At 46.7% G+C, this 25,615-nt stretch carries 24 protein-coding genes; 8 read left to right on the plus strand and 16 right to left on the minus strand.

Annotated features, from left to right (window positions below; translation table 11 throughout):
* Window positions 1–29 precede the first annotated feature (29 nt).
* From J2Z65_RS16975 to J2Z65_RS16990, 4 genes are all read left to right on the plus strand, one after another.
* On the plus strand, window positions 30–548 hold the full coding sequence (locus J2Z65_RS16975; RefSeq protein WP_209855958.1) for a C40 family peptidase: 519 nt from the start codon (window positions 30–32) through the stop codon (window positions 546–548).
* A gap of 208 nt (window positions 549–756) precedes the next feature.
* Complete coding sequence (locus J2Z65_RS16980; RefSeq protein WP_167060022.1) at window positions 757–1,551, plus strand: DUF6492 family protein; 795 nt, start codon at window positions 757–759, stop codon at window positions 1,549–1,551.
* The gene (locus J2Z65_RS16985; RefSeq protein WP_167060024.1) at window positions 1,548–2,663 is read left to right on the plus strand and encodes a glycosyltransferase family 4 protein; all 1,116 of its coding nucleotides are present in this window, start codon (window positions 1,548–1,550) and stop codon (window positions 2,661–2,663) included. The genes J2Z65_RS16980 and J2Z65_RS16985 overlap by 4 nt, the downstream gene beginning before the upstream one ends.
* A 39-nt stretch (window positions 2,664–2,702) precedes the next feature.
* A complete protein-coding gene (locus tag J2Z65_RS16990; RefSeq protein WP_167060027.1) occupies window positions 2,703–4,043 on the plus strand; it encodes a sugar phosphate nucleotidyltransferase in 1,341 nt (446 codons plus the stop codon).
* Between the two features lie 104 nt (window positions 4,044–4,147).
* On the opposite strand, the gene J2Z65_RS16995 is transcribed toward J2Z65_RS16990, so the two are convergent.
* The 8 genes from J2Z65_RS16995 to J2Z65_RS17030 all read right to left on the minus strand — a co-directional run bounded on the left by J2Z65_RS16995 (window position 4,148) and on the right by J2Z65_RS17030 (window position 12,516).
* A complete protein-coding gene (locus J2Z65_RS16995; RefSeq protein ID WP_193580962.1) occupies window positions 4,148–5,329 on the minus strand; it encodes an N-acetylglucosamine-6-phosphate deacetylase in 1,182 nt (393 codons plus the stop codon).
* 97 nt (window positions 5,330–5,426) lie between these two features.
* On the minus strand, window positions 5,427–6,986 hold the full coding sequence (locus J2Z65_RS17000; protein WP_167060030.1) for an extracellular solute-binding protein: 1,560 nt from the start codon (window positions 6,984–6,986) through the stop codon (window positions 5,427–5,429).
* Window positions 6,987–7,020: 34 nt separating this feature from the next.
* Complete coding sequence (locus J2Z65_RS17005) at window positions 7,021–7,884, minus strand: carbohydrate ABC transporter permease (protein ID WP_338111710.1); 864 nt, start codon at window positions 7,882–7,884, stop codon at window positions 7,021–7,023.
* Window positions 7,885–7,899: 15 nt separating this feature from the next.
* Window positions 7,900–8,865 (minus strand): ABC transporter permease, encoded by a 966-nt coding sequence (locus tag J2Z65_RS17010; protein WP_167060360.1) that lies wholly within the window; start codon window positions 8,863–8,865, stop codon window positions 7,900–7,902.
* Complete coding sequence (locus J2Z65_RS17015) at window positions 8,852–9,664, minus strand: glucosamine-6-phosphate deaminase (RefSeq protein ID WP_167060033.1); 813 nt, start codon at window positions 9,662–9,664, stop codon at window positions 8,852–8,854. The genes J2Z65_RS17010 and J2Z65_RS17015 overlap by 14 nt, the downstream gene beginning before the upstream one ends.
* Before the next feature lie 22 nt (window positions 9,665–9,686).
* Window positions 9,687–10,568, minus strand: a complete 882-nt coding sequence (locus tag J2Z65_RS17020; protein WP_167060037.1) for a sugar phosphate isomerase/epimerase family protein — start codon at window positions 10,566–10,568, stop codon at window positions 9,687–9,689.
* Window positions 10,565–11,470 carry a Gfo/Idh/MocA family protein gene (locus tag J2Z65_RS17025; protein WP_193580963.1) on the minus strand — a complete coding sequence of 302 codons (906 nt, stop codon included), beginning with the start codon at window positions 11,468–11,470 and terminating at the stop codon, window positions 10,565–10,567. The genes J2Z65_RS17020 and J2Z65_RS17025 overlap by 4 nt, the downstream gene beginning before the upstream one ends.
* 14 nt (window positions 11,471–11,484) lie before the next feature.
* Complete coding sequence (locus tag J2Z65_RS17030) at window positions 11,485–12,516, minus strand: Gfo/Idh/MocA family protein (protein ID WP_167060040.1); 1,032 nt, start codon at window positions 12,514–12,516, stop codon at window positions 11,485–11,487.
* A gap of 276 nt (window positions 12,517–12,792) precedes the next feature.
* On the opposite strand from J2Z65_RS17030, the gene J2Z65_RS17035 reads away from it, so the two are divergent.
* Window positions 12,793–15,015: a helix-turn-helix domain-containing protein gene (locus J2Z65_RS17035; RefSeq protein ID WP_167060043.1), complete on the plus strand. Its 2,223-nt coding sequence runs from the start codon at window positions 12,793–12,795 to the stop codon at window positions 15,013–15,015.
* Between the two features lie 84 nt (window positions 15,016–15,099).
* Here J2Z65_RS17035 and J2Z65_RS17040 read toward each other — a convergent pair whose 3' ends face one another.
* Window positions 15,100–15,549, minus strand: coding sequence for a DUF441 domain-containing protein (locus J2Z65_RS17040; protein WP_167060046.1), 450 nt, complete (start codon window positions 15,547–15,549; stop codon window positions 15,100–15,102).
* A 139-nt stretch (window positions 15,550–15,688) separates the two neighbouring features.
* Window positions 15,689–16,954, minus strand: a complete 1,266-nt coding sequence (locus J2Z65_RS17045) for a PASTA domain-containing protein (protein WP_209855963.1) — start codon at window positions 16,952–16,954, stop codon at window positions 15,689–15,691.
* 127 nt (window positions 16,955–17,081) lie between these two features.
* Between J2Z65_RS17045 and J2Z65_RS17050 the strand changes: the two genes are divergently transcribed.
* Window positions 17,082–17,576, plus strand: coding sequence for a YhcN/YlaJ family sporulation lipoprotein (locus tag J2Z65_RS17050; protein WP_167060053.1), 495 nt, complete (start codon window positions 17,082–17,084; stop codon window positions 17,574–17,576).
* A 108-nt stretch (window positions 17,577–17,684) separates the two neighbouring features.
* Here the strand turns inward: J2Z65_RS17050 and J2Z65_RS17055 are convergent, their stop codons facing one another.
* The 3 genes from J2Z65_RS17055 to J2Z65_RS17065 form a co-directional block, all read right to left on the minus strand.
* The gene (locus tag J2Z65_RS17055) at window positions 17,685–18,506 is read right to left on the minus strand and encodes a hypothetical protein (protein ID WP_167060056.1); all 822 of its coding nucleotides are present in this window, start codon (window positions 18,504–18,506) and stop codon (window positions 17,685–17,687) included.
* A gap of 99 nt (window positions 18,507–18,605) precedes the next feature.
* A complete protein-coding gene (locus J2Z65_RS17060; protein ID WP_167060059.1) occupies window positions 18,606–19,685 on the minus strand; it encodes a sensor histidine kinase in 1,080 nt (359 codons plus the stop codon).
* On the minus strand, window positions 19,682–20,377 hold the full coding sequence (locus J2Z65_RS17065) for a response regulator transcription factor (RefSeq protein WP_167060062.1): 696 nt from the start codon (window positions 20,375–20,377) through the stop codon (window positions 19,682–19,684). The genes J2Z65_RS17060 and J2Z65_RS17065 overlap by 4 nt, the downstream gene beginning before the upstream one ends.
* A gap of 182 nt (window positions 20,378–20,559) precedes the next feature.
* On the opposite strand from J2Z65_RS17065, the gene J2Z65_RS17070 reads away from it, so the two are divergent.
* Window positions 20,560–22,308: an ABC transporter ATP-binding protein gene (locus J2Z65_RS17070; RefSeq protein WP_167060071.1), complete on the plus strand. Its 1,749-nt coding sequence runs from the start codon at window positions 20,560–20,562 to the stop codon at window positions 22,306–22,308.
* 31 nt (window positions 22,309–22,339) lie between these two features.
* Window positions 22,340–24,142 carry an ABC transporter ATP-binding protein gene (locus J2Z65_RS17075; RefSeq protein ID WP_240159796.1) on the plus strand — a complete coding sequence of 601 codons (1,803 nt, stop codon included), beginning with the start codon at window positions 22,340–22,342 and terminating at the stop codon, window positions 24,140–24,142.
* A gap of 65 nt (window positions 24,143–24,207) precedes the next feature.
* Here the strand turns inward: J2Z65_RS17075 and J2Z65_RS17080 are convergent, their stop codons facing one another.
* The 3 genes from J2Z65_RS17080 to J2Z65_RS17090 form a co-directional block, all read right to left on the minus strand.
* On the minus strand, window positions 24,208–24,525 hold the full coding sequence (locus J2Z65_RS17080) for a DMT family transporter (protein ID WP_209855967.1): 318 nt from the start codon (window positions 24,523–24,525) through the stop codon (window positions 24,208–24,210).
* Entirely contained in the window at window positions 24,525–24,860 is a 336-nt protein-coding gene (locus tag J2Z65_RS17085; RefSeq protein WP_167060085.1) for a DMT family transporter, read from the minus strand. Before J2Z65_RS17085 ends, J2Z65_RS17080 begins: the two co-directional genes overlap by 1 nt.
* A gap of 102 nt (window positions 24,861–24,962) precedes the next feature.
* Window positions 24,963–25,544 carry a TetR/AcrR family transcriptional regulator gene (locus J2Z65_RS17090; RefSeq protein WP_167060094.1) on the minus strand — a complete coding sequence of 194 codons (582 nt, stop codon included), beginning with the start codon at window positions 25,542–25,544 and terminating at the stop codon, window positions 24,963–24,965.
* Window positions 25,545–25,615: the final 71 nt, after the last annotated feature.

Raw genomic sequence — 25,615 nt, forward strand, 5'->3', positions numbered from 1 at the left:
AAACACGATCCTTAAGGAGGATAACAATCATGAACATTATGACAAAGAACCGCCTAAGCAAATCGCTATTAGGAATCACACTAAGTGTATCCTTGTTTGCTTCAACAAACCTACTCATTGCTCCGCAATCCGCACATGCTGCGAGCACTGCTTCTACAACAGCTGCTTCAACATCAATTTCTGGAAAAGCAAATAGTATCATCGCAACCGGTAAACAATATCTAGGAGTGAGGTACAAATTTGGTGCTCCCAAAGGGCAGACAAATTCCTTTGATTGCTCGTCTTTCACACAAAATGTATATGGTAAAAATGGAATTAATCTGCCTCGTTCGTCAAAGCAGCAGTCTCAGGTAGGGACCTATGTTGACAGAAGTCAGCTGCAACCAGGTGATCTTGTCTTCTTCTACTCGCCTATTCATCATGTTGGTATCTATATGGGTAATGGAAAGATTCTGCACACTTATGGCAGTCCCGGTGTAACAATTTCAGATATGAATTCTGGTTGGTGGAGTAAGAATTACAAAACAGCCCGTCGTGTCATTCATTAAGTCTCAGCCTATTTCGATTAACTAGCTAGTTAATTTTCATTCAAATCATTCAAAAGACCTCCCTTCAATTATTTTCTAAAGGAGGTCTTTTCTTTTCCCTCAACTGTGGAACCCTTACTTTTGTGCGTTTTTCAACCTCACTTTACCCATGCCATTTCATTCTCCCGTCATATGATAATCCATACATTTAATTTATGGAGATGAGCGGATGACAACCCCAATTGATGTGTTAATTCCAGCGATTGAAAAAGATCTGGGGACACTTCCCCATGTTATTGATGCCGTGCGTAAGTTTGTGAAGCACCCTATTCGAGAAATCATTATTGTAGCACCGCGGAAGCAAAGAATTCTAGATCTTTGTTATAACAAAAGATGCAGATTTGTTGATGAAGATACGGTTTTACCTATAACAAAAAAGGACATCCATTATCAATCCAAAACATGGGATCGGTCTGGATGGCTTTATCAGCAGTTGCTTAAGCTGAGCGGCGATACGATATGCACGTCAAAGTACTATCTGGTTATAGATGCAGATACCATGCTCATTCGTCCGCATGTATTCAAAGTAGGCGACAAGACTGTGTTTTACTGCAGAAACTGGAGTCAAAGCGAATACTTCAAAACGTATACAAAATTGATGGGAAGAAACCGTTCGGCTCGATCGTCCTTCGTTACCCACTACATGCTGTTCGAAAGATCCAAAGTAAAGCAGTTGAAACAAGCGATTGAGTCAAGACATAACAGAAGCTGGTATTCCGCGATTATAAGAAGCATGAACAAATCCAAGCAATTTGCCTTCTCTGAATTTGAAACGTATGGCAATTTCCTATATGCGTCTGCACCTGGGACTATGATCTTGAGGCCTGCAAGAAATAAGAGCTTAAATATGAGCGGCCCTCAAATTTCACCTTCAAAGATGTCTTCTCTGACAAAGAGTTATAGGTCCATTTCTTTTCACAAACGTAAAGGATATCTTAAATCCTACAAGTTGGCGTCCAAATGAAGCCCTATTCTGTCGTCTGGAAAGGACCTGTACACAAAGCAAGCGGTCTTGGTCGTGCAAGCAGAGCGTATGTACGATCGCTAAGGCGGCAAGGAGTTGCCGTCCGTGTAGGTAATTTAAGCCAGAGTATAACTCCCGCTAGAAGAAAGAGAGCACTAATTTATCATCATATTCCTAGTCGCATTCAATGGAAGAAAGAACGCAGTTCTTTTGATCCAATAATTTTGAATACCGTATGGGAAACAACCATGACACCCAAAGGCTGGCTTCCCGAGATGAACAAATTTGATGCGATTTGTGTACCCTCACAGCATAATAAGCGGGCATTAGAGAATAGCGGTGTAAAAGTCCCGATTTTCATTGTTCCTCATGGCGTAAATACGAAAGAGTTCCATCCGAACAATAAAAAATTGGATGTTCCTAGTGCGGCTGGTAAATTTACATTTGTGTCCGTCTTTGGCTTCCAGCATCGTAAAAATCCAGAAGGATTGCTTAGAGCTTACTGGGAAGAATTTTCTTCTGCTGATAACGTTATTCTTGTGATCAAAACAAACGGATATGCAGCTTATGAGAATGAGAAATGGATCCAGCAAAAAATATGGCAATACAAAAAAAGATTGGGTATCCGCAAAGATACAGCTCCTGTTGTCATTATCGGCCGCCGTCTCAGTGAAAGCCAGTTGAAAGGATTGTATACGCTCGGGGACGCCTTCGTCCTCCCTACTCGTGGCGAAGGTGTTGGACTGCCATTTCTTGAAGCGCTGGCAAGCGGTGTGCCGGTTATCGCTACAGGTTGGGGTGGTCAAATGGATTTCCTTACGCCAAATAACTCTTTCCTAATTCCTTATCAGTTGAGGAATCCGTCGGTTAGTATGAACAATCCGCATGCGATCTCAAGAAAGTTCAGCAATCTCTTTGCGCAAAAGGGACAAAAATGGGCGGAACCCGATCTGCACAGTTTGAAAAGGATTATGAGGAATGCATATGAGAATCCCGCGCTTTGCAAAGCAAAAGGACGCAAAGGCAGAGTGGATATGTTTCATCAATCATGGGATCGTGCTGGGATGTTAATGAAACATGCGATTGAAAAAGTAATTCGATCCAAGAATTAACGATGAAGGGTGATGTTCCCCAAGGGAAGGAGTATTAGCTTGCGTATTGTACTTTTGTGCGGGGGATCGGGAAAAAGGCTTTGGCCTTTATCCAACGAGATACGCTCCAAGGTGTTTCTTAAGCTTTTGAAATCCGAAGATGGGGCCAGCGAGTCGATGATTGGGCGAATATGCAGACAATTGGATGAGGTGGGACTTCTTCAATCCACTTGCATCGTCACGCATCAGAGTCAAGTGGAAATTACTCGTAACCATGTTGGCGAGCACATCCCAATCATAGGCGAACCTAATAAAAGAGGAACTTTCACAGCCGTCGCTTTAGCTGCATGTTATCTTCAGGAGAATATGCAAGTCGATCCGAATGAAACAATTTGTATTCTTCCGGTGGACACATATGTAGATACGGAGTTTTTTCGAATGCTCCATCGCTTTCCAGATGTCCTTTTAAGTTCTAAAGCAGATCTTGCTCTCCTCGGTACAACACCTGCTAAACCTTCAGATCAGTTCGGCTATATTGTTCCTGTTCTGCCCAAAGAGAATGACGAATATTCTTTCGTTCACCAGTTCATTGAAAAGCCTAATGAGTCTGCGGCGAGTCGCTTAATCGAGCAGCAAGCTATGTGGAACTGCGGTGTATTTGCATTCTCTTTAAAGTTTATGCTGGCGTATTTAAAGGACAAGGGGCATCCTGTCCAAGTTGACGCTTGGCTTACAAATTACGAACAACTTGCAAATCTAAGCTTCGATCGAGAAGTCGTTGAGCTCACACTGCCTGCTGTTGTTATAAGGTATGAAGGTGCTTGGAGCGATCTTGGGAGCTGGACGGCTTTAAGCGTTCTATTTGAGGATAACGTTATAGGAGCAGGACGAATATCGGACGATTCCGTCAATACCCATCTCATTAACGAACTTCCCTATCCTATTGAAATTATCGGGATCCCGGATATCATTGTTGCGGCAAATTTTGATGGCATTCTGATCGCTAACAAGGATAAATCCAATCTAATAAAGGAAAGACTGGCACAAGCGCCTCAATTTCCGATGTACGGTGAGAAAAGATGGGGTTCCTATCGGGTTCTGAAATATTGGAAAGATGAAATGGGAAATGAAGCGATGATCAAGATCGTAAATCTCACCCAGGGGAGATGCACAAGCTATCACCAGCATTTGAAAAGACAAGAAAGCTTGACGATTTTGTCGGGCATCGCGGAGATTCTATTAGAGGATAAGCTGTGCAGGCTTCTGGCTGGCGATGTTTTACAAATTCCTCCCGGTGCCAAACATGGAATCAAAGCCGTTACCGATCTTGAGTTAATGGAAGTCCTGTTGGGGAGTGAACTCTCCCACGAAGACATCAATCGTTTTGCAATCAACTGGTAAAATGTTTAAGACTGCAAACCAATTCCTTTCCAGGTCTTTGGTTTGCAGTTTTCTGTTTGAACGTCATTTTTGGCAAACAGCGCTGTCCAAAAAAGGAAAGAGACTTACGGGAACACGCTCACCCCGTTCTTATAAACACCAGCGATGCGCGGCTCCGCCACCTCGCCATCTCTCCAATCGAGAAGCAGTACATCCGCTGGGGCTCCCGGTTGCAGCCCTGAAGATACGGGCAAACTGAGGCGGCGCGCTGGTCGAATCGACGCCATCTCCCACGCTTCACCCAGGCTGCACAGACCACGTCTCACAAGGTGGCTCACTCCCTTAAGTAGCATCTGGACGGAGCCGGCCAGCAGTTGTGGTTGTTCCGCCAAATGAAGCCTTCCTTCTGGTGTAAGCACAACTTTGCCTCCGATATGCGATTCATAGGTACCTGCCTGCATGCCGCTGAACATAACCGCGTCGCTAACGAGAAGCGCCTTCTCCCCCTTGACCTTCATGACGACTTTCAGCACGGCATCAGGCAGATGGAAGCCGTCCGCAATGACACTGGTCCACAGTTGCTCAGCGGCAAGCTGCTCCCACAAGTAGTTTGGATGTCTGGGCAGTACGGGATGAGCTCCATTACCAAAATGTGTGGACATGGATGCACCAGCGGCCACGGCTCGAGCTATTTGATCGGGTGCTGCAGCCGTATGCCCAATGGAGACAAGCACGCCCGCATCGGTGCAGCGGCGTATAAAGTCCTCCGCTTCCGCCCACTCCGGAGATACAGTCACGATCTTGATCCGGCCACGGGCAGATTCCTGCCAGCGCTGGAATAGCGTCCAATCAGGGGGACGCACATAGAGCCGCGAATGGGCTCCCCGAGCACCGTCCTCCGGTGAAATGAACGGTCCCTCCAGATGAATGCCAGCAACCGCGTCTCCAGCGACCGGATCCTCCTCACATTCTTGGGCAATTGCAGCGACAGCTTCCTTGATCGCTTCTTCACTATTCGTAATCACCGTTGGAAAAAAACGGGTCACCCCTTCCTTCCATAGCGCACGCGTCATTCGGGAAGTCGTGTGCGGCGTAATCGGCAGCGAATTAAAGTCCAAGCCTGCATATCCGTTGATCTGTAAATCTACAAAGCCAGGGCCTACCCACGGAAGCTGCTGCTGCTCTACCTCCAGATTGTTCAATGGTGCGATGCTGTCAATACGGCCTTGATGAATCGTAATCCGAATCGGATCTCCAGTTAAATAGTGAAGACCCTGAAGCTGAATTTCGGGTTGTTCGTTTCCCAAGCTGACCTGGCTCCCTTCCTTCGGTTCGAAACAGACCCAACGCGGAGGCGCTGGGTCTGCTCAAGCTTTTACCTATCATCTTTTCAAAGAAGGATCATTATTTCTTGGTGCTTTGTGAACGGTCGTATGCCGCTTTATAAACACCGACTACCTTATCGACACCTATTTTCTTCAGTTCATCGACATAGCTGTTCCACTCACCCAAATCCCGCTGCCCAGTAATGAATTTGGCCAAAGCCTGATCACGTGTCTTCTGCAGCGTCTGGCCTGTCGTGGAAATAACCTCAAGCTCCTGTTGCGTCATCGCGGGACGAGGCTGCTGCTGGCTGTCGTAATTAACAGCTTGCTTGTAAGCATCCTGCAGTTCTGGAGACGACAACGACAAGTGGGCGTCATAATCGAACCAAGTATACGTGCCGTCCGTCGAGAGACCCGTCTTCTTGCGCATATCCGACACATCGGCATAGCTTCCTGTGAATTTCTTTTTGCCGTTCTCTTCGCTGTACGTTTCACCCTGCTTGCCCCAGCTGACAAGATCGAGTCCCTCTTTCGTATAAAAGAAATCCATAAAATGCATGATGTCCTTAATATTTTTGGAGGTCGATGTCACCATGATACCGTTTTCAAGGAACTGTGTATAGGCGTTCTTCTGTGGGCCTCCTGCCCAACCTGCCGGAGTAGGCAAGAATCGCAAATTATACTCTGGGTTCTGCTTACGCATCGGCAGGTTGTAGAAGTCGACCCGGCTGATATAGTCCGCTGTCACGAAAGTCCGGTCTGTAGACATTAGATCCTGCCACTGCTTCGTATCAATCGTCAAGAAATCAGGCGGGATCAAGCCTTCTTTGTAAAATTTGTTCATATAGGTAATCATTTTTTTAAAGTTCTCTTCGATAGGTCCGTAACGCCATTCCTTCTTGTCGAAATCAAAGTAAACGTCGCTGGCGCCATCGTCACTGCCGGTGCCAAAAGCTGGTGCGAAGTTACGCAAGTATTGCAACCCTTGGCGCCATGCCATCGGATAACTGTTCGGATACGCCTGCTTCAGCGTCTTAAGGCTGTCGTACAATTCATCCCAGTTAGCAGGAACCTTCAACCCGTTCTTCTTAAACACATCCTCCCGATACATCCAGTTCATGCGGTTCGTTTCCCCAATCCCGTGGTTTGGGAAGACGTACATTTTGCCATCGGCCGAAATCGCGTTTTGCGTATCAGCAGGGAATTGCTCCATCCATTTTTTCAGGTTAGGCAAATCGTTGAGATAATCGAGAATGTTGACAAGAGCTCCCTGTTGGCCGAACTTGTCGGCTGTCTTCTTGCTTTGCGTATACAACAAATCCGGCATATTCCCGGAAGCGACGGTCAAATTCAAGGCATTGTCCAACAGCGCGTCCGGCGGAACCTGTACATTAAGGCTGACGCCCGTCTTCTCCTTGATGTACTTCCAGACCGGCCAATCTTTATTGTAAGGCCAACTGGCATTGGAATAATCGAGGAAAGTGAACGTATGCTCTTTCAGCGGTGCGGCATTGGACTTATCGGCAGGGGCTGCAACGTCATTAGTCGGTGCGGTCGTTCCGCCGGTCTGGTCGGAGCAACCGGAAATGACAGATACTGTCAGCACGGCGGCAAGCGCCCAACTCAAGCTTTTTTTCATGGCAATCAATCTCCCTTTTCATTGGTTTATTTGTCTATGCCTTGACCGATCCGATCAGGGCTCCTTTGACGAAATACTTCTGAAGGAATGGATAGACCAAGAGAATCGGAACCGTAGATACAATGATTGTAGCGTACTTGAGCGGTTCATCGAGAACTTGATTGTCACCAACATTGCTGCCCCCGTTTAAGACCATCTGTGAGGCCATTACGATATTGCGGAGCACGACTTGCAGCGGGTATAGCTGATCGTTGCGAAGGTATAGCAGCGCAGAGTAGAAATTGTTCCAAATGCCGACGGCATAAAACAGACCGATCGTGGCAAGCGAAGCTGTGGACAAGGGCAGCACGATGCGGGTGAAAATCCCGATCTCCGTCAGCCCATCCAGTTTTCCCGATTCTTCTAACTCCTTGGGGAGTCCAAGGAAAAAGGTTCGCATAATGATTAGGTTCCACGTACTGATGGCGGTTGGCAATATCATGGACCAGAAAGAGTCGACTAGACCTAGGCTTTTAACAACAAGGAAGGTCGGAATCATACCTCCGTTAAAGAACATTGTGAACACGATCATTAGCGTAAACTGTTTATGGAACAGCATCTCTTTCTTTGACAGCGCGTATGCGCCGGCAGCCGTGACGATCAGCGAAAGAGGCGCCCCTATCAGAACATATAAAATCGTATTGCGGTAGGAAGTCCAGATTCGGTCATCATGTAGCACTACTTGATAAGCATTGAAATTCAAGCCTTTGGGCAGCAGACTGATTTCATTCTTTATCACGTACACATCGCTGCTGAGCGAGACTGAGATCATATACAGAAAAGGGTAAAGCGTAGCGATGGCGACGGCCAGCAGGAATAAGCCAATCAAAAGACGGGACAACGACCAATTGCGCTTCACAAGGCCTCCTCCTTTCTACCATAAGCTCGTTTCGCTGACTTTGCGCCCGATATAGTTCGCCGTGTAGATGAAAATCAGGCTGATTATGCCGGTAAACAAATCGACAGCGGTACCGTAGCTATAATTGCCAAGCGTCAGTCCCATCCGATAGACAAAGGTGCTGAAAATATCTCCAGTGTCATAAGTTGCCGGATTCATCAGCAGGAAAACCTTCTCGAAGCCGATGTCGATGATATGACCGATATTCAGAATCAGCATGATCACCATCGCAGGCATAATGCCTGGTATGGTTACGTTCCAAAGCTGCTTCCAGCGGCTCGCTCCGTCGATGGCTGCAGCCTCGTACAACTGCGGGTCAATCGCCGTAAGCGCCGCCAGATAAATGATTGAGCCCCAACCGGCATGCTGCCAAATATCAGCGAGCACATAAATCGGCCGAAACCACCCGGGCTGCACAAGGAGGTTGACTGGTTGTAAGCCGAGCAGCTTGACAAAATGTGCAACGATGCCTGTAGTAGGCGACAAGAACATGACAACCATTCCGATCACAATGACATTGGAGATAAAATGCGGGACGTAGCTGACAGTTTGGACAAACCGCTTAAAGAAAAGGTTCTTGACCTCATTTAAGCAGAGTGCAAGAATGATCGGCACCGGAAAGCCGAACAGCACAGTGGATACGCCCAGCAGGAACGTATTGCGGAACAGCTTCAGGAAATCCGGGCTTTCGAAAAACATCTTGTAATATTTTAGACCAACCCAATCGCTGGCCCACACCCCCTTGAACAAGTTGTAATCCTTGAAAGAGATGACAAGGCCGAACATGGGTAAATATTTAAATAGCACATAGTAGATGAAACATGGGAGGAACAGAATCAGTAAGTACTTACTACGATTCAATCGCTTGAGAAAAACAGCACGCTTATGCGACGGTATACGCTGTGGCACATCTCGTTCGATCGATGCTTCAACCGACTCCATGCTCAACCCCTCTTTCATCCGGTATCCCCCCAAAGGAGTCCGCATCGACATACAGTTTGATTGACGGATGAAAACGTAAAATCGTAGCCGGACAAGCCGTCGATACGGGCTCGCTCAGCGTTCTGTGCACGGCTTCGCGCTTAGTCGGTCCTGGCACCATGCAGAATAAGTGCTTACCGGAAATAAGTGCCGGAATCGTCAAAGTCAGCGCGTGGGTAGGGACATCCTTCAGTTCGGCGAAGCAGCCGTCGTTGACTTGCTGTTTACGGCAATCTTCATCGAGCTCCACCGGCTTAACCCAAACTTTATCATTGAAATCGGCGACAGGGGGATCATTAAAAGCGATGTGCCCATTCTCACCGATACCGAGGCACACGATGTCGATCGGTTTTACAAGCAGCTGCGCTTCATACCTGGCACATTCCTTCTCAATGTCATTCGTGCTGTCGATCCGGTGAACGGCGGCGAACGGCACTTTGGAGAACAATCGCTCCGTCAGGAAGCTGCCGAACGATTGCGGAGCGCCCGCCGGAAGCCCAATGTACTCATCCATATGAAAGGCGGTGATGCGCTGCCAATCGATCCCTTCCTCTTGAATAAGTGCTGCCAGAAATTCATTCTGAGAAGGGGCTGCAGCAAACACCATGACCAGATCATCTTGACTTCCGGCGAGCAGCTCCTTCATGACGGCAGCCGCTTGTGAGGCAGCTGCCTCTCCAAGTGACAGACGGTCGGCAAACACTTGAACCTCCAGATCATCTACCTGCTTTACTAGAATCGGATGAGCCTGCTGCTTCATTTCCTATTCCTCCCTCAACGTCTCATGTTTCGTAAGCTCCAACCTCCCGAAGTAGATCCAGCAGACTGCGTACGCTCTGCTCAGAGGCTTCCAGGCCGCCGTCTGAAAACGACGCCCCCATCGGACGTTTCAGCTGTTCTTCCGTCAAAACGGAATGAAGCCTATAATGGGTCTCTACCACGAGGTAACCGTCATAGCCCGTATCCAGCAATCTGCGAAACAGCCCTCTGTAATCGACTTGTCCGCTCCCAATCGCAACCGCCTCTATGCCGGCATCGGACTTCATGGCATCTTTCAAATGAATATGGCGGATGCGGCTCTCCAGGAAATCGTATCCGTCCGGATATGGCAGCTCGCCATCGGGATCCCAGAGATCGTTGCCTGGATCGTAAAGTGCCTTCACTGCAGGCGATCCGACCTCGTCGACGATGCGTGCGACTTTGCGGGCATTGCTGGCATAGACGCTAGGATCGAACTCCAGTACGAATGTTATACCCGCCTGCTCGAAATAGGGAGCTATTTGCTTGATTTGCGAGACGATCCTCGGCAGTGCTTCTTCGAACGGATCTCGTGCCCAGAAGCTAAACCCACGAATGAGCGATACATTCAATCGCTGTGCAATAGCAATATACTGCTGCGCAATAGCGATATGGCTCCCCAGCTCTTCCTCCACGTCAAGCTCGCATTTGAAAATCGGCGCAGACAAGCCGCATATGGACAACCCACTTTGTTCGACAAGCAACCGTATGTCTTCAATGGCGCCTTCCTCCATCTGATGGAGCAGCTGATTATCGACGGAGCGAAGCTCCAATGCCTGCAGCCCGAAATGCTTTGCGAATGCGATCGCTTCCCGTAAATCTTGTGACACCTCATCCGTCAAAATACCTAAGCGAAAACGGCTCATAACTTCACCGTCATTCCCGTCTCACGACTCTCATTAGCTGCCTCAAGGAAACGAATAATTTGGAGTGTTTCGCCTATCTCAATATCCGTCTTACCACTCGAAAACATTGCCATTACTCGTTCTAGCAGGCTAGCGTAATAGGGCTTAGCGAAGGCGTTGGTGTTCACGAAATGCGTGTTTTTCTCACGATGCACGGCCCCGCCAAACGTCTTATTCCCCCGTCGGTTGCCGCGTATCGTTCCGACTCGGCCGTCGGCCCATACTCCCACGACCAGATCGTGATCCTGAGTCGTCGTGGTTGTCACATGCTGGCAGCCAGTGCCCAATGTGCGAAATAGCATCTCTACGGTATGTATGCCGTACCAGAAAAAGCCCGGCTGGGTCGGCTGAATCTCCAGCGGCCCATAAAAATCAGCTCCGATTAAAGTGCCCTGCTCCTTATCCTGAAGTGCCACTGTCAACGCCTCCGAATACCTCAGCGCAGAGCAGCTCATCATCGGGAAATTGTATTCCCGGCTTAGCGCAGCCATCTCGCGAGCATCCTCCGAACGCACCGCGAACGGCTTATCGACGAAAACCGGCTTACGGTAATGAGCGATAGCCATAAGCTGTTGCAAATGCACGCGTCCGTCCACGGACAGAAGCAGCACCGCGTCGCACTGCTCCGCTACCTCTTCTGGGGAGTCGACGATACTCACTCCGTAGTTCTCCTCAAGTTCCTTTCGGAAGCCAGGAAGCCGCGACCAGCTCATCTCGAAATCCGGCGATCCTCCGGGATACGCGACGGTGACCCGCCCTCCTGGCACGTGATATTCTTGTGTTGGATCGTTCAGAAGCTTCGCAAAAGCTGAAACATGCGAAGTATCAAGACCGATCATACCGATTTTCAACAACCCTTCCATCAGGAACACTCCTTCTATTCATTCAAGTTTACTTCTTTGCCCGTTCTCGCCGATTCGTAAATCGCCAGAATGAGATCGACAGATTTTCTCGCTTCCTCACCGTTCACCATTGGTTCCCTGTTTTCCTTCACAGCATTTAAAATATCGTCAACAAATATATAATGACCGTCCGATGACATATCCTCAGGCTTCGCCCGGCTCATTGTGGAGAGCGCGCCTACCTGCGGTGCTTGTTCCTCAGAGTCCAGCATCTTCCACTGCTTGATGCCGCTATCCGTCACGACGATCGTCCCTTTCTCCCCATGCAGCTCAAAGCGTGTCTCTTGGTTCGGATAAACAGAAGTCGTACCCTGAATGACTCCGAAAGCGCCATTCTTGTATTTCAGCACCGCTACCGCCGTATCCTCAACCTCGATGTCCCGAAGAAGTGGCGCCGCATAAGCGAACACAGAGTCAACGCCACCCATCAAGTATTGGACCACGTCAACACCATGCACGCCTTGATTCATCAACGCACCGCCGCCGTCCCACTGCCATGTCCCACGCCAGCCTGCACTCTTGTAATATTCCGGGCTTCGGTAGTATTTCAAATAGGCGTCGCCGAGAACCAACTTGCCGAGCTTGCCATCCGCAATGGCCTGACGAGCTGCAAGAACGGACGGCATGACACGCCGTTGAAAGACGCAACCGAGCTTCACGTTGTTTTCGCGAACAGAGGCAATCATCTGCGACATTTTGTCCGACGTAATGTCCAGCGGTTTCTCGCAGAGAATGTTCTTTCCCGCTTGCGCCGCTGCAATTGCAATTTCGGCATGCATGCCGCTTGGTACGCAGACAGATACGACGTCAATATCGTCGCGGTCGAGCATGTCTTTATAGTTGGCATACACATGGGGAATTCCATACTCATCGGCCATCATACGCGCCTTATCGGTTATAACGTCGGAGATAGCGACAAGCTCTGCTTCTGGATGGTGGAAGATGGCTCTGGCATGAAAGGGCGAGATCACTCCCGCTCCTACAATGGCAAACCGAATTTTGGACAAGTCAATCACCTCATATCCTATTGGCTTACACAGCCTGTTCCCACCTGAATGGGATCGGCAATTGCCTCATGGGATTGATTGTATGCGGCCTATTGCCTGCTGCCTATCCCCGGTTTTTCAACTTCCTCTCCTGAATTTCATAAATCCGCAAAACAGTGAAGAATTCGAAAAAGTGGTGCATGAGCACAATGATTGTTGCATTCCCAAAGGCGACGATCTCAGTTATAATTATTTGTAAATGTTGTGATCAGCTTCAAAAAGGAAGGTGCCTTGTCCATGATGCTCTCGAATCTCAAGCTCCGTGCAACTGCAAATTCCTTATTCATCCGGCTGTTCGCCAGCTTCCTCATTGTCGTCGTCATTCTCGTTTCCTTCAATTATTTCTCCTTGACGTTCTCCAAGAACAAAGTCCGCGATGAGATCATCAATTACAACACCATGAATTTGAAGTCAACGACGGATAACTATGAGAAGGAATTTGAGCTGATCAAAAACCAACTGCTCAACTTATATTTTAACGAGAATGAGCAGCTCATGTATTTCAACGGTGATACCATCAACTATGAGATCGCCGCCAAAACGATGCAGGACATTCGTCAAATTACGAATAACCCACTGCTATATTTGGATAATCTGATCCTCTACTACAGAAAACCTAATCTCGTGTTGGACAAAAACTCTATAACTTCTGATAGCACGTTCTTCAATAAATTTTACTCCAGCAAAGATTACCCACTAGCATTCTGGCAAGCACAATTCCAAAATAGCACGCATTTTCGCGTATATGCTCCATCTAATTTCTACGATATTCCCTTTACAAACGATTATAATTCGTTAGGACAAGCTTTCCCGGTCATCGTAAAGAACAACTGGTACCAAGACTTCTACATGGCCGCTTTTCTCGACATTAGGAAAATGTTTCAAGCCTTTCATTTGTCCATCAATGATAATTTCTTCATCTTAGACGCCGACGGAAAGCAGTTGTTCACCTCCTCAACCGATGAGAAGCTGGGAGCGCCGCCAACCTACGATAAGGAGAAAATGTATATCAAAAAGGACAATTATTATTATTTTTACCGTGAAGGCGCCATTTCCGGTCTTATTTACGTGAACGTTGTACCCGATGCTTTTATTGCCTCCCAAGTAAAATTAAACGTATCTCTCGTCTCCCTGCTGATCGTCACGCTCGGGATTGGCATCGTTGCTTCACTCTTGTTCAGTTTCGGTTTTCATCAACCGATACGGCGTATGATCGCTTCATTTAAGCATTACAATCCGCTCAGCCCAGTCCAGAGTCGAATCAATGAATTCAATCAGCTTGGCAGTCAGATCAACCGTATTCACGCGGATTTAAGCCGCAAAAATTTACAGCTCCAAAGTTTTGCCTACATGAGCAGCGTGAAAAAAATCCGCAACAACCTCGAAATGGATTTCATCGACAGGCCGTACGTTATAGTCATCTTTGAATTGACCTATAAGAAACGTGGCCAGGAACATCTGGCAATCGAGCAAAATGGGACTTATTATATGAAGGAATTCATTGATTTCCAATTCAAGAGTCAGTATTCGGAATCTCTTACCTTCCAAATCGAGGCATCCCGAATTATGAGTTTCGCCTTCATTGAGGAAACCGACTATCCAGCCCTGAAGGATCTACTCGTCCAAATGCAAGGGATTTTTGATTTAGATAAGGAAGAGCTCTATGTGACAATGGCAATCAGCTCCTTCTATTCCAGTGCCGCACAGATGACGGAAGCTTATGACGAAGCGCTCCAACTTAGTAAACAGCGCCGTCTGAACGACAAAACACAAATTATTGACAAACATCTGGCGCAAGACTTGGTAACGATGTTCCTGCCCCAACAGCAAGAACAGGAATTCGCTGTCAATCTGCAGGCAGGCAACGCAACTGAAACACGCCAAATCGTAAATAGATTCTTGGCCCAACTACATAAGAGGACGGTATCATCGCTTCAGTTCTATCATTTTGCCAATGAAATCATTCACAAAACACTCAAAACGTTGACCACTCTGCAGGTGGATTTCAGACATTTGGGAGATCTAGCCAGTCTACAGGAACAAATATTCGGATGTCATACCTACGAGCAGCTTGTATCATACTTAAACGAGTTCCTTATTTCATCGATTGAGTTGGTCAATCGAAAGAAAGAAGAGCGGGATCCGATTACCACTTTTGCCATTGAGTATTTAGAGAAGAACTATAGTGGTGATATTACTCTTGAGCTAATAGCGGATAAGCTGAATATTTCAAGCGGCTACCTATCCACTTATTTCAAAGACAAGACCGGAGTCAACTTTCTTGATTTCTTGAACGATCTGCGGATTCGCAAAGCTAGGGAAATGCTGCTCGAACCAGGTTCCCGCATTCAGGATGTCGCCCGCAAAGCCGGTTATCAAAATATGAATTCATTCAACCGCATGTTCAAAAAGTTTTCGGGTATCACACCTAGCGAATTCCGCAAGCAAACAGTGTCGTAACGCCAGATTTCAAAGTAAAGCCCCCAAAATGATTCACATTTTGGGGGCTTCTTTGTTTATGTATTATTTTGCATGTACGAATCTTCATTTCCCAATTAGAAGCGATAACAATCCGGCAGCGATCAAAGGTCCAACAGGCACCCCTTTAAGAAAGGCAACACCTATTATCGTCCCAATAACGAGACTTGTCACGATCGTAGGGTTGCTGGACATCAGATGTGCGCCGCGTCCGCCTAGATACGCTACCAACACGCCAACGGCAATGGCGGCGATCGATTTCCAATGCAGAAATGATTGGTAAAGCTCCTTGTAGCTGATGGATCCGCTAGCCAGAGGCGAAAGGATACCAATCGTCAGAATAATGATGCCAAGCGAGAGTCCATTCTTTTCAATCCACGGGAAGGCTTGGTGCAAATTGACAACTCGGATGAGTAAAAGTACGACGGCAGCAATTGTAATTGAATTGTTGCGGCTAATGACTCCGAGTAGTGCCAGCAAAATCAGCAAGATCGATGGCATATCTAGTTGAGGCAAAACAGCCAACCTCCCTCTCGCTTTTTAGATGCCTGAATTAGTTTAATTATAAATCTTAACGTATAACGATATCAATGTCACCTAGAAAGGCAGCCGATCCAATCAGGCCTGCTGACCCATACGAACTCTTGTCGCAGATTTACTGTCCTTTGCTCACCCAGAACGTGATACGGTCGCCATTATTAACGGAAGTCCCAGGAGTGAGATCCTGCTTGAAGACGAGCCCTTTCACTGCGGCGTTCGTCTCCAGGAAAAATTGATAGCGAAGCCCAGAGGCCATTGCCAACTTCTCGGCCTCCTCCTTTGTAAGACCAACCAAATCCGGTACGACACCGGCTTTGGCTTGTTCCTCGCCATCGTTTGCCGGCGGAACTGCTGCTTCTGAGGGCTTCGCGGTTTGCGCAGCCGTCAAATCCGGTATCGCCGATTCCGATACGGATGGCTTCGGCGACTCGGTACGATTTACGGATACCGCAGTAGAATTTGGCGTCTGAAGTGTCTGCCTGTTAGAACCGTTCACATGTTCCTGGTACGGACGCAGTGTCAACCAGAGCAGCAGAATGAGCACGCCGAAGCCGGCAGTAGTAAACAGATGCCATTTGCGCATATGGGACGCTTTGCGCAACAGCTTGCTTAATCCAATTATTTTGTCATCAGAATCTGCAGTGCTGCGTATCTCATAGGCAGGTAAAGCTGATGTAAGATGCGGCTCTTTCCTCACGCAAATACCGATTAGTACTTCCACCTCCTGTTGAAACTCGGCAAGCGTGCATATCCCCTCATACGCCTTGCTGGCCAAAGCTACGGCACGTTCCCGAGCTATATCCGACAAATCCGCAAACAACCGGTTAAGCTCGAATGAGTAAGCGCTAATCGAGGATGTCGGGATATCCGTTTTGGCACTTAGTTGGTACAGAAGCAGAGCCAACCCAGGCACGCCGCGGCGTCCGATCTTCCCTTCCTTCCAAAAATTCAAAACCCGCAACCGTCCGTTATCATGAATCCACAAATTGTCCGCGTCTACGGAGTATTCCGGCAGTCGTTTTCGTTGAGTTTCTCGAATTCCCTTGGCCAACTCGTGGACATACATGAGCGCCTTGTTGCCGGTTATCTCCAAATTTGTAAGCCCTTCGGATAACGGACCTCCCGGTTCCGCCTGAAGAACAGCAAACAATGTGCCGTCTTCCGAACCGGTGTCAAGTATGTGCATGAAATGCTTGTCCGACATGAGAGACGCTTTTTTCAGCCAACGCAACGATTCCTGATGCTCTGAATCGTCGGTCTCTTGAAATGTATATAGAAGAACATCACGGTTACAGGTCAGATCTGTCCCTCTTAGCAACAGCCCGTTCGTCATCTGCATAATCGTTTGATCGAGCTTATAGCGGTTTCCGATGTAATCCATCAATGTGTTCCCCCTTATATGTATAGATTATTCGCCTCTTATTCAATTTTTGGGTCACAGAATGAAAATCAAGAATATGTGTCATATTAAGAGCAGCTTATTTCGGAGGTGTTATGAGTTAATGACAATGAAAAAGAAGCTTGCAACAACGGGAATCGTAATATCAATAAGTACTCTAATGATTATCTCCACAGGTTGTACGCGTAAAGCAAATGATCAGGTTAAGCAGCAAGGCGTTAACATGCAACAAAGTCATCATATCACGCCCCTGGCAACTCCGGCTGCTGACAATCGAATTCAAGTAGCTAAACAGGCGACGGATCAGATTGTTAAGATAAACGGGGTCAAATCTGCAAATGCGCTTGTTACCGGAAAAAGTGCGTATGTTGCTGCTGTAATTGATGCTAATCAAGGTCAATTGAGCTCTGATATGGAACATCAAATAGCTCAGCAGGTCAGGGCAACCGATCCGAATATTCAAAATGTATATGTTTCCACCAATCCAGAATTTGTAGATCGTGTTAACAGATACGTATCCGATGTTCGGTTAGGTCATCCAGTCAGTGGATTCTTCCAGGAATTCACTCAGATTGTTCAACGCGTGTTTCCAAAGGCACGTTAATAGTACAAAAGACGCTCACATATCCTAAAATAAAACTTAGGAATGAGCGTCACTACGTTTGAGTCATTCTGAGCCCAGTATTCTAAGGATACTGGGTTTCTATCACTTTTACGGTACTTGAATAACAAATGGGACCGTAAATACTTTACCATTTTGCTGAAATTGTCCCCAAATCTTATACACGCCACTATGCGGGAATGTTGTCATAAACTTAGCATCCGGTCCCGATGCCTTCTCATCTGTCGGATGCACGTGAAGATAATTTTCTGCATCTTGGGTTAAGATCACAACGTGGCCAACTGCCCCGAGGTAAGGTTGGAGATCGGTTACTGGCTGTTTGGTTTGAGCATCTTTAATCGTAAAGGTTAAGTTCAGTTCCATGTTCGCCATAAGGTGATCAAATGAAAGTGTGACTTCCTTATTATCTACCACTTTTGTTAGAGTTGCATCTGGCTCAATGGCCTTTGGCGCCGATGCGCTACCTTGCACCGAAATCCACTGACTCTTACTCATTGCTCCCATTCCGGTTGGAGTAATATCCGCAATCACTTTAAACTCGCCTGAAGTCGGAAATTGTGTAGTGACGGTAAATTCGCCGTTTCCTTTATAATCAGGGTGAATGTGGTTAAAGATCGACAAATCCTTGCTTACAATAATAAAATGCATCTGTTTTTCATGAACAGTATCGAACTTGTCTATCGCTTTACCGTCTTTGGACTGTATCTTAATCATAATAGTCGTATCTTGGTTTGGCATTATTTTATCCGTAGAGGGCTTGAAAACGGCTTGGACATTCTCTGCTTGATTGGAACCTGCTTCTTGGGCCATCTTACTATGATCCATCTCCTCCACCTTGGATCCTGATCCTGATTTTCCGCAAGCTGTTAGAATCAAAGCTGTAAGTAAAATTGAAATTACTATTTTTTGCATGTCATTAGTTCCTCCTATTGGAAATCTTTAATTTGAAATTAAAGCAACACCTCTTGTTTACATTTATTTTAAAGGATACTTGTGTAGATCTTGTGTAGATTACTCTTTGTAAATGTTAAAATTCACAACGACTTCAGTTCCTTGCCCTTCTTTACTTTTAATTTGAATTTCTCCTTCATGAGCATCAACAATTGCTTTTACAATCGATAAACCAATGCCGGCTCCGCCTGTTTTACGACTTCGCGATTTCTCCCCTCTATAAAACCTTTCGAATACGTAGGGTAGCTCACTTGCCTTGATCCCGCTGCCTGTATCTGCAACGCCAATAACTACTTTGTTCTGTTCTTCTTTCATCCATATCTTTATGTGTCCACCTTTTGCAGTAAACTTAAGGGCATTAGACAATAAATTTGTCATGATTTGACCAAATCTTTGCCGATCGATCTCCACGAATACAGACGGACCCTCAACAAATTCCAAATGTACCCCCTTTTGAACAAAGGCAGCTTTCGAAGCTTCTACACATTGTTTAATGGCTAGGGAAACATCTTGGTGTCTCTTTTGAAGCTTAAAATTCGGCGACTCTACTTCCGATAATTGTTCTAAATCACCGACAAGGAACCGGAGTCTCTCAATTTCCTCGTAACACGATTCTAAGCGTTCTGGAGTTGGCGTCCAAACGCCGTCAATCATCGCTTCCATATGGCTCTTAAGTGTCGCAAGCGGTGTTCTTAATTCATGAGCCACATCTGCTGTCATCGTTTTGCGTAACTGTTCTTGCTTCAGAAGTTGTTCGGCGAGATGATTAAGCGAACCGCCTAGATCGGCGAGCTCATCATTGCCTATCACTGTGGATCTCGCATTTAGCTCGCCTTTCGCCATACGCTCCGCAACTTTTTTCATGTGAATTAACGGAGCTGTTATCCGTTTAGCGACAAAGAGACTTAACAATACCGAAAGCAGAATGCCCAGGATAGCGGACCATAGAACAGACTGCACTAAGGCCTGCTCAAAATGCGTATCAAACGTCGGGGAACTCAGATTCATATCCTTCGCTTGATGTTGATACAACGAGAAGTGGTAATGAGTCTCCACGATAAACGCAATGGTTGAGATGAGTAAAACACCGGAGGCAATGCCAATAAATGCGAATGCGATTCGGGCATATAACCCTTTCATAAAGCGTCGCCACCTTTAAACTGATAACCTACGGAAAAGATGGTCACAATGTATTGCGGCTTTTTAGGATCAGACTCTATCTTTTGCCGAAGATTTTTTACATGCTGGTCAATGGAACGAGCGTCTCCTTCAAAATCAAATCCGAGCACTTTCTCAATTAACTGTTCCCTCGTAAATGTTCGGTTCGGATGACGCGCCATTATTAGCAGTAACTTATATTCATTGGGAGTTAGATTTACCAAATTACCTTTTTTGTAAACTTCATGTCTGGACGGTTGAATGCTAAGGTCGTCACTTTGAAACGAGATCGTTTCAGCTAAAAGCGTATCATCCTGTGCGCGACGCATGATGGCTTTTACTCTTGCTGTTAATTCGCGAGGACTAAATGGCTTAACGACATAATCATCGGCACCAAGCGTTAATCCTTGCACGCGGTCGTCTTCGGATACTTTCGCAGTTAGCATAATGACAGGTACCGGCGAAAACTGACGTATCCCTTTGCAAACATTTTCTCCGGACATATCCGGTAGCATTAAATCCAAAATGATAAGGTCAATATTTCCCCTTCGAACCCATTCAAGCGCTTTAATCCCGGTTCCCGCTTCAACCGTTTGATAACCTTCGGATTGCAAATAGGAAACAACAACTTCACGAATCTTTTCTTCATCATCAACGATTAAAATTGTTTTCATAGATTATTTGACCCCCCAACATACTATAAAAGTCATTTGCTCGAATTATAGGGACGTTTACCACCATAATATACCATCTATTCGTTTAAGGTTAAAAATTATTGCTATCAAAGGATGACAATTTGCTAAAATGGGAGTATCGTTCAAGTGAGAGGTTGACCACGGAAAAAGGAGTGTTCAAGATGGGTTTTATGAAGAAGTATGTCAGCAAGCACTGGAAGTTATTTCTGGTTGCTGTCTTTTTCGTTACGTTGGAAGCGTTTGCAGATTTACTTCAACCGACGATCATGTCCCACATTTTGGACGTAGGAGTCGCGGAGAAACGGCTCGATTATGTGCTCCGCATGGGTGGTTTGATGCTGATCATCACCGCTTTAGGGGCTGTTGCAGCATCGCTTCGCAACATTGTGGCGAGTCATGTTTCGCAGAAATTCGGAACGGAACTTAGAGCGGATTTGTTTGAAAAAATCCAATCGCTCTCGTTCACGAATATCGAGCAATTCGAACGCGCCTCGTTAATTACAAGGTTAACGAATGATGTGACACAGGTGCAAAATTTTGTAAATGGTCTAATGCGCATTTTTGTAAAAGCCCCCCTTCTCTGTATAGGGAGTTTGATTATGGCTGTGCGGCTCAACCCCCATCTGGCCGTCGTGCTGCTCGTTGTGGTTCCAATCGTCGGTGTGCTTGTCGCATTGAACCTGAAAGTCGGATTTGCTCGATTCGTGGGCGTGCAAAAGGCGCTGGATGGCGTCAATCGGGTCATGCGGGAATATTTGTCCGGCGTTCGTGTCGTCAAGGCTTTCAATCGCTTCGACCATGAAGCGGATAAGTTTCAGCAAGCAAACACTGATTATCAGTACCAATCGATTCAGGTGACGAGGCTGCTGGCTATCTTTAACCCCTCTATCCTGTTGACGGTTAATTTCGGGATCGTAGCGGTGCTTTGGCTTGGCGCCTCGCGGGTTAATCACCAACAGATGCAAGTCGGGCATATCGTCGCATTCGTCAACTACATGACGCAAATTTTGTTTGCGTTGATGACCATTTCCATGGTGTTTAATATGTTCGTTCGGGCGAAAGCTTCCTCCAATCGGATCGGTGAAGTTTTCAGTCAAGTGGATGGGATGACGTGGGACGACGCTGCGAAACTGCCGGCTCATCGTCCTGGAGGCCGCATTGACTTCGAGAACGTTACGTTTTCCTATGAAGGAGCTTCAGGAGAACCTAATCTCAAAAATATCAACTTGTCGTGCCTTCCCGGCGAAACGATAGGCATCATCGGGTCCACAGGCTCCGGTAAAAGCAGTCTCGTTAGTCTCGTCCCCCGCTTCTATGATCCGAGCTCCGGCACAATCATCGTGGATGGTGTGGACATTCGTTTACTCGATCCTGCCAAGCTGCGCGATCGCATTGCCATCGTGCCGCAGAAAACGGTTCTGTTTAGCGGCACAATCGAAGAAAATTTGCGTTGGGGCAATGAAAATGCAACGCGGGATGAGATTGCGCACGCCGCGAATATGGCAGAAGCGGATAGCTTTATTACTGCGTTTCCCGAAGGATATGAAACCAAGCTTGGTCAGCGGGGCGTGAACCTCTCCGGTGGTCAGAAGCAGCGGCTGTCGATTGCCCGCGCACTCGTTCGGAAGCCGGACATTCTGATTCTCGATGATTGTACTAGCGCACTGGACACCGCCACTGAGACGAAAATTAAACAATCGCTTAAGCAATTCGCATCTGGTGTCACTTGTTTGATCATTGCGCAGCGCATTACCTCTGTCATGGATGCGGATAAAATTGTTGTAATGGACGACGGTGAAATTGTCGGCATCGGCACCCATGAGATGTTAATGAAGAACTGCCGCGTCTATGTGGAAATTTTCCAATCCCAATTTGGAAAGGAGCTGCCTCATCATGTCAAAGCCGAATGAAGGATCGCGTCAACAAACCCCTGACGTCCCGATGATCACAGGCCCCCTTGCCCGGGGTGGGCGCGCTCCTGCCGTGAAGCCCAAAAATTTTAAAGGCACCTTACGCCGCCTTTGGTCCTATATCGGTACAGAACGAAAATGGCTGACAATCGTTTTTCTGTTCATTTTAGCGGACTCTGCTTTAACGTTGGCTGGCCCTTATCTCATTGGTGTTGCCGTTGACGCGATGGCGGGCAGCCAGGTTAACTATAGCATCCTCGATGTGACGATGATTGTTCTGATTTCTACGTACATCGCTGATGGTGGGCTTACGTTCCTGCAGAGCTGGGTCATGGCCGGGCTAGCGCAGCGTATCGTGAAGAGGCTCCGGCAAACGATGTTCGCAAAACTGCAAAAGTTGCCGCTTGCTTTTTTCGACGGTCGCTCGCATGGAGATATTATGAGCCGGCTGTCGAATGATATTGACAACGTGAGCAACTCGATCTCGCAATCGACAACGCAGTTGATGGCGGGTTCAATTGCCATCGTCGGCTCATTAGTCATGATGCTGATACTAAGCCCCACCCTGACATTGGCAAGCCTCATTACCGTTCCGCTCGTATTCTTACTGGCAAGAACGATTACCAAGCGTACAAGCGTGTTATTCAAAGACCAACAGGCACAGCTCGGCAAGCTGAACGGTCATATTGAGGAAACGATTTCCGGACTTCTCGTTGTCAAAGCATTTAATCGCGAGAAGAAAGCTATCGATGAATTCAATAGCGTGAACAGTCGATTGTATGAGGTTGGCTTAAAGGCGCAAATCTGGTCCGGCTTTCTGATGCCGCTCCTTAGCGTCATCAATAATATCGGTTTTTCCGCTGTCGCAATTGTCGGTGGCGTGCTCGCCGTCAAGGGTCACATCACAGTAGGAGTCATCGCAAGCTTCCTGAGCTATTCGCGCCAATTTGTGAGACCCCTTAACGATATCGCGAACACATATAACGTTCTACAGTCTGGCGTTGCTGGAGCAGAACGTGCCTTTGAGGTGTTGGATGAAGCCGAGGAAGTCGAGGATGAACCTGGCGCTGTTGAGCTGCAGAAGCCCATCGGACATGTCACCTTCCAGGATGTAACCTTTGGTTATCGACCGGATATGCCGATTCTCAAACAGGTCAGCTTTGAAGCTCCGGCAGGCAGCAGCCTGGCGCTCGTCGGACCTACAGGCGCAGGCAAAACGACGATCGTTAATCTAGTGACCCGCTTCTATGATGCGATAAGCGGTACGATCTTGATTGACGGAAGGGATATCAAATCCTATACCCGCGACAGTTTGCGCCGCAGCTTCGGAATCGTGCTGCAGGATACGTATTTGTTCTCCGGCACGATAAAGGAGAACATCAAATACGGCAAGCCTGATGCGACGGATGCGGAAGTGATTGCAGCGGCTAAGCTCGCGAATGCTGACGCCTTCATCAGCCGGTTGCCCAAACATTACGATACGCCGCTCTCTGAGAACGGCGGGAATTTAAGTCAAGGTCAGCGCCAATTACTTGCGATTGCACGCGTCATTTTGGCTGATCCTTCCATTCTTATTCTGGATGAAGCGACGAGCAGCATTGATACACGGACGGAACGGCATATACAGGAAGCCCTTCTCTCCATCATGAAAGGGCGCACAAGCTTTATCATTGCGCATCGGTTAAATACGATTCGGGATGCCGATACGATTATGGTCATTGACCGTGGGGAGATCGCCGAGCAAGGGAATCACAGCTCTCTAATGAGCCAAGACGGCACGTATTCCCGGATGTTTTCCAATCAATTTAAAAATCTCGAAAGCACCCTCGAATAAACGTACACCATAGCCCCGGCATGCTTGACATGCTGGGGTTATTCGTTTGTGCTGACCACGCTCTATCAGCTTGAAGTTAATCTTAATCCCGCTACCCCAATCAAAATGAAAACGAGGGATAACAATTGCATACGAGTAAATTTTTCTTTAAACAAGCATACACCTGCGATTGTAATTCCTACACTGCCTATACCCGTCCATACGGCGTAAGCGACGCCTGCGGACAAGGTCTGCATCGCTTTTGACAAGCAGTAGAACGAAAATAAGAATCCAACCACAACAACGAAGATAGGCCATTTCTTCCTTGTGCCATCTATGTGTTTCATTGCAATAACTGCAATTACTTCTTCAATACCGGCAAGCACTAAATAACCCCAAACCATTAGGAATCACCACTCGTTTCTTTCTTATCGTCTTTCGTAAAAGCTTTCATACCGATAACTCCCACAATCAATAGCATTAAAAACAATATTTGCATTGCCGATAATGGCTCTCCGAGCATGATACCGACCAGATAAGTGCCGACTGCTCCAATCCCGACAAAAACCGTATAAGCGGCTGCGACGGGAATTTTTCGATAAGAATAAATCAACAGTCCAAAACTAACAGCAATCAATACAAATGTTACTATCCATTCCAATGCTGTAGAAGCATGCTTTAAATTGGATGCCCATATAACTTCAAGAATCCCAGCGATAAATACAGTTAACCATTTCATAATAATTTCCCTTCTTCAAAAAAATGAATGAACGTCAGTCATTTTATTTACTTTAAAAATGGCGCTTTATTTTGCGCCATGAGGAGACCATCCATTATGCAGTTAGCTGCCTAATGATCTTTGCAAAAATGTATAGACTTCGGTCTTATAAACTTCTAAAGTATCATTTTGCTCTTGTCCAATATAAAAGCGCTCTGCCGCATTTTCCACCAAATTAATGACCATTCTGGCAGTCCAATTGACATGCATACGGCTAGTGAGCTCATTGCTGGCTATTCCTTTTTTCAAAATGCTTTCAAACCAGTCATAGTAAGGCTGATAGATTGCTTCCCATTTCTCCATGGAGTGATCGATTGCCAAACCCGAATAGCAAAGAACGATCACATCTTTATAAGCATCCGTAATGTGGAATGTCTCATCTATAAAAATCTCGAGGAGGCGCCAAAAGCTTGTCTCACCGGCAACTTTTTTCTTAATCGTATCGAGGGTCGTAGTTAAGAGATTGTCGGCGATGGCTGGTATTAACGCATTTTTCGATTGAAAATACAAATAAAATGTGCCTTGTGCGACTCCAGCCTGTTTAACAATTTCCGATATTGACGTTTTTTCAAGCCCTTTAATTGAAATGATTTCAATCGCTGCATGTAAAATTTTTGTATATTTACTATCAAGGTCTTTTGTCATCGCTGCCTCCCTCCCCGCTTCACATGAATGACTGTCAGTCATTTTAACACACTTGTAGTTTTACCGTCAAC

Origin of the sequence: Paenibacillus aceris (assembly GCF_017874035.1) — a bacterium.
Taxonomy (GTDB): Bacteria; Bacillota; Bacilli; order Paenibacillales; family NBRC-103111; genus Paenibacillus_E; species Paenibacillus_E aceris.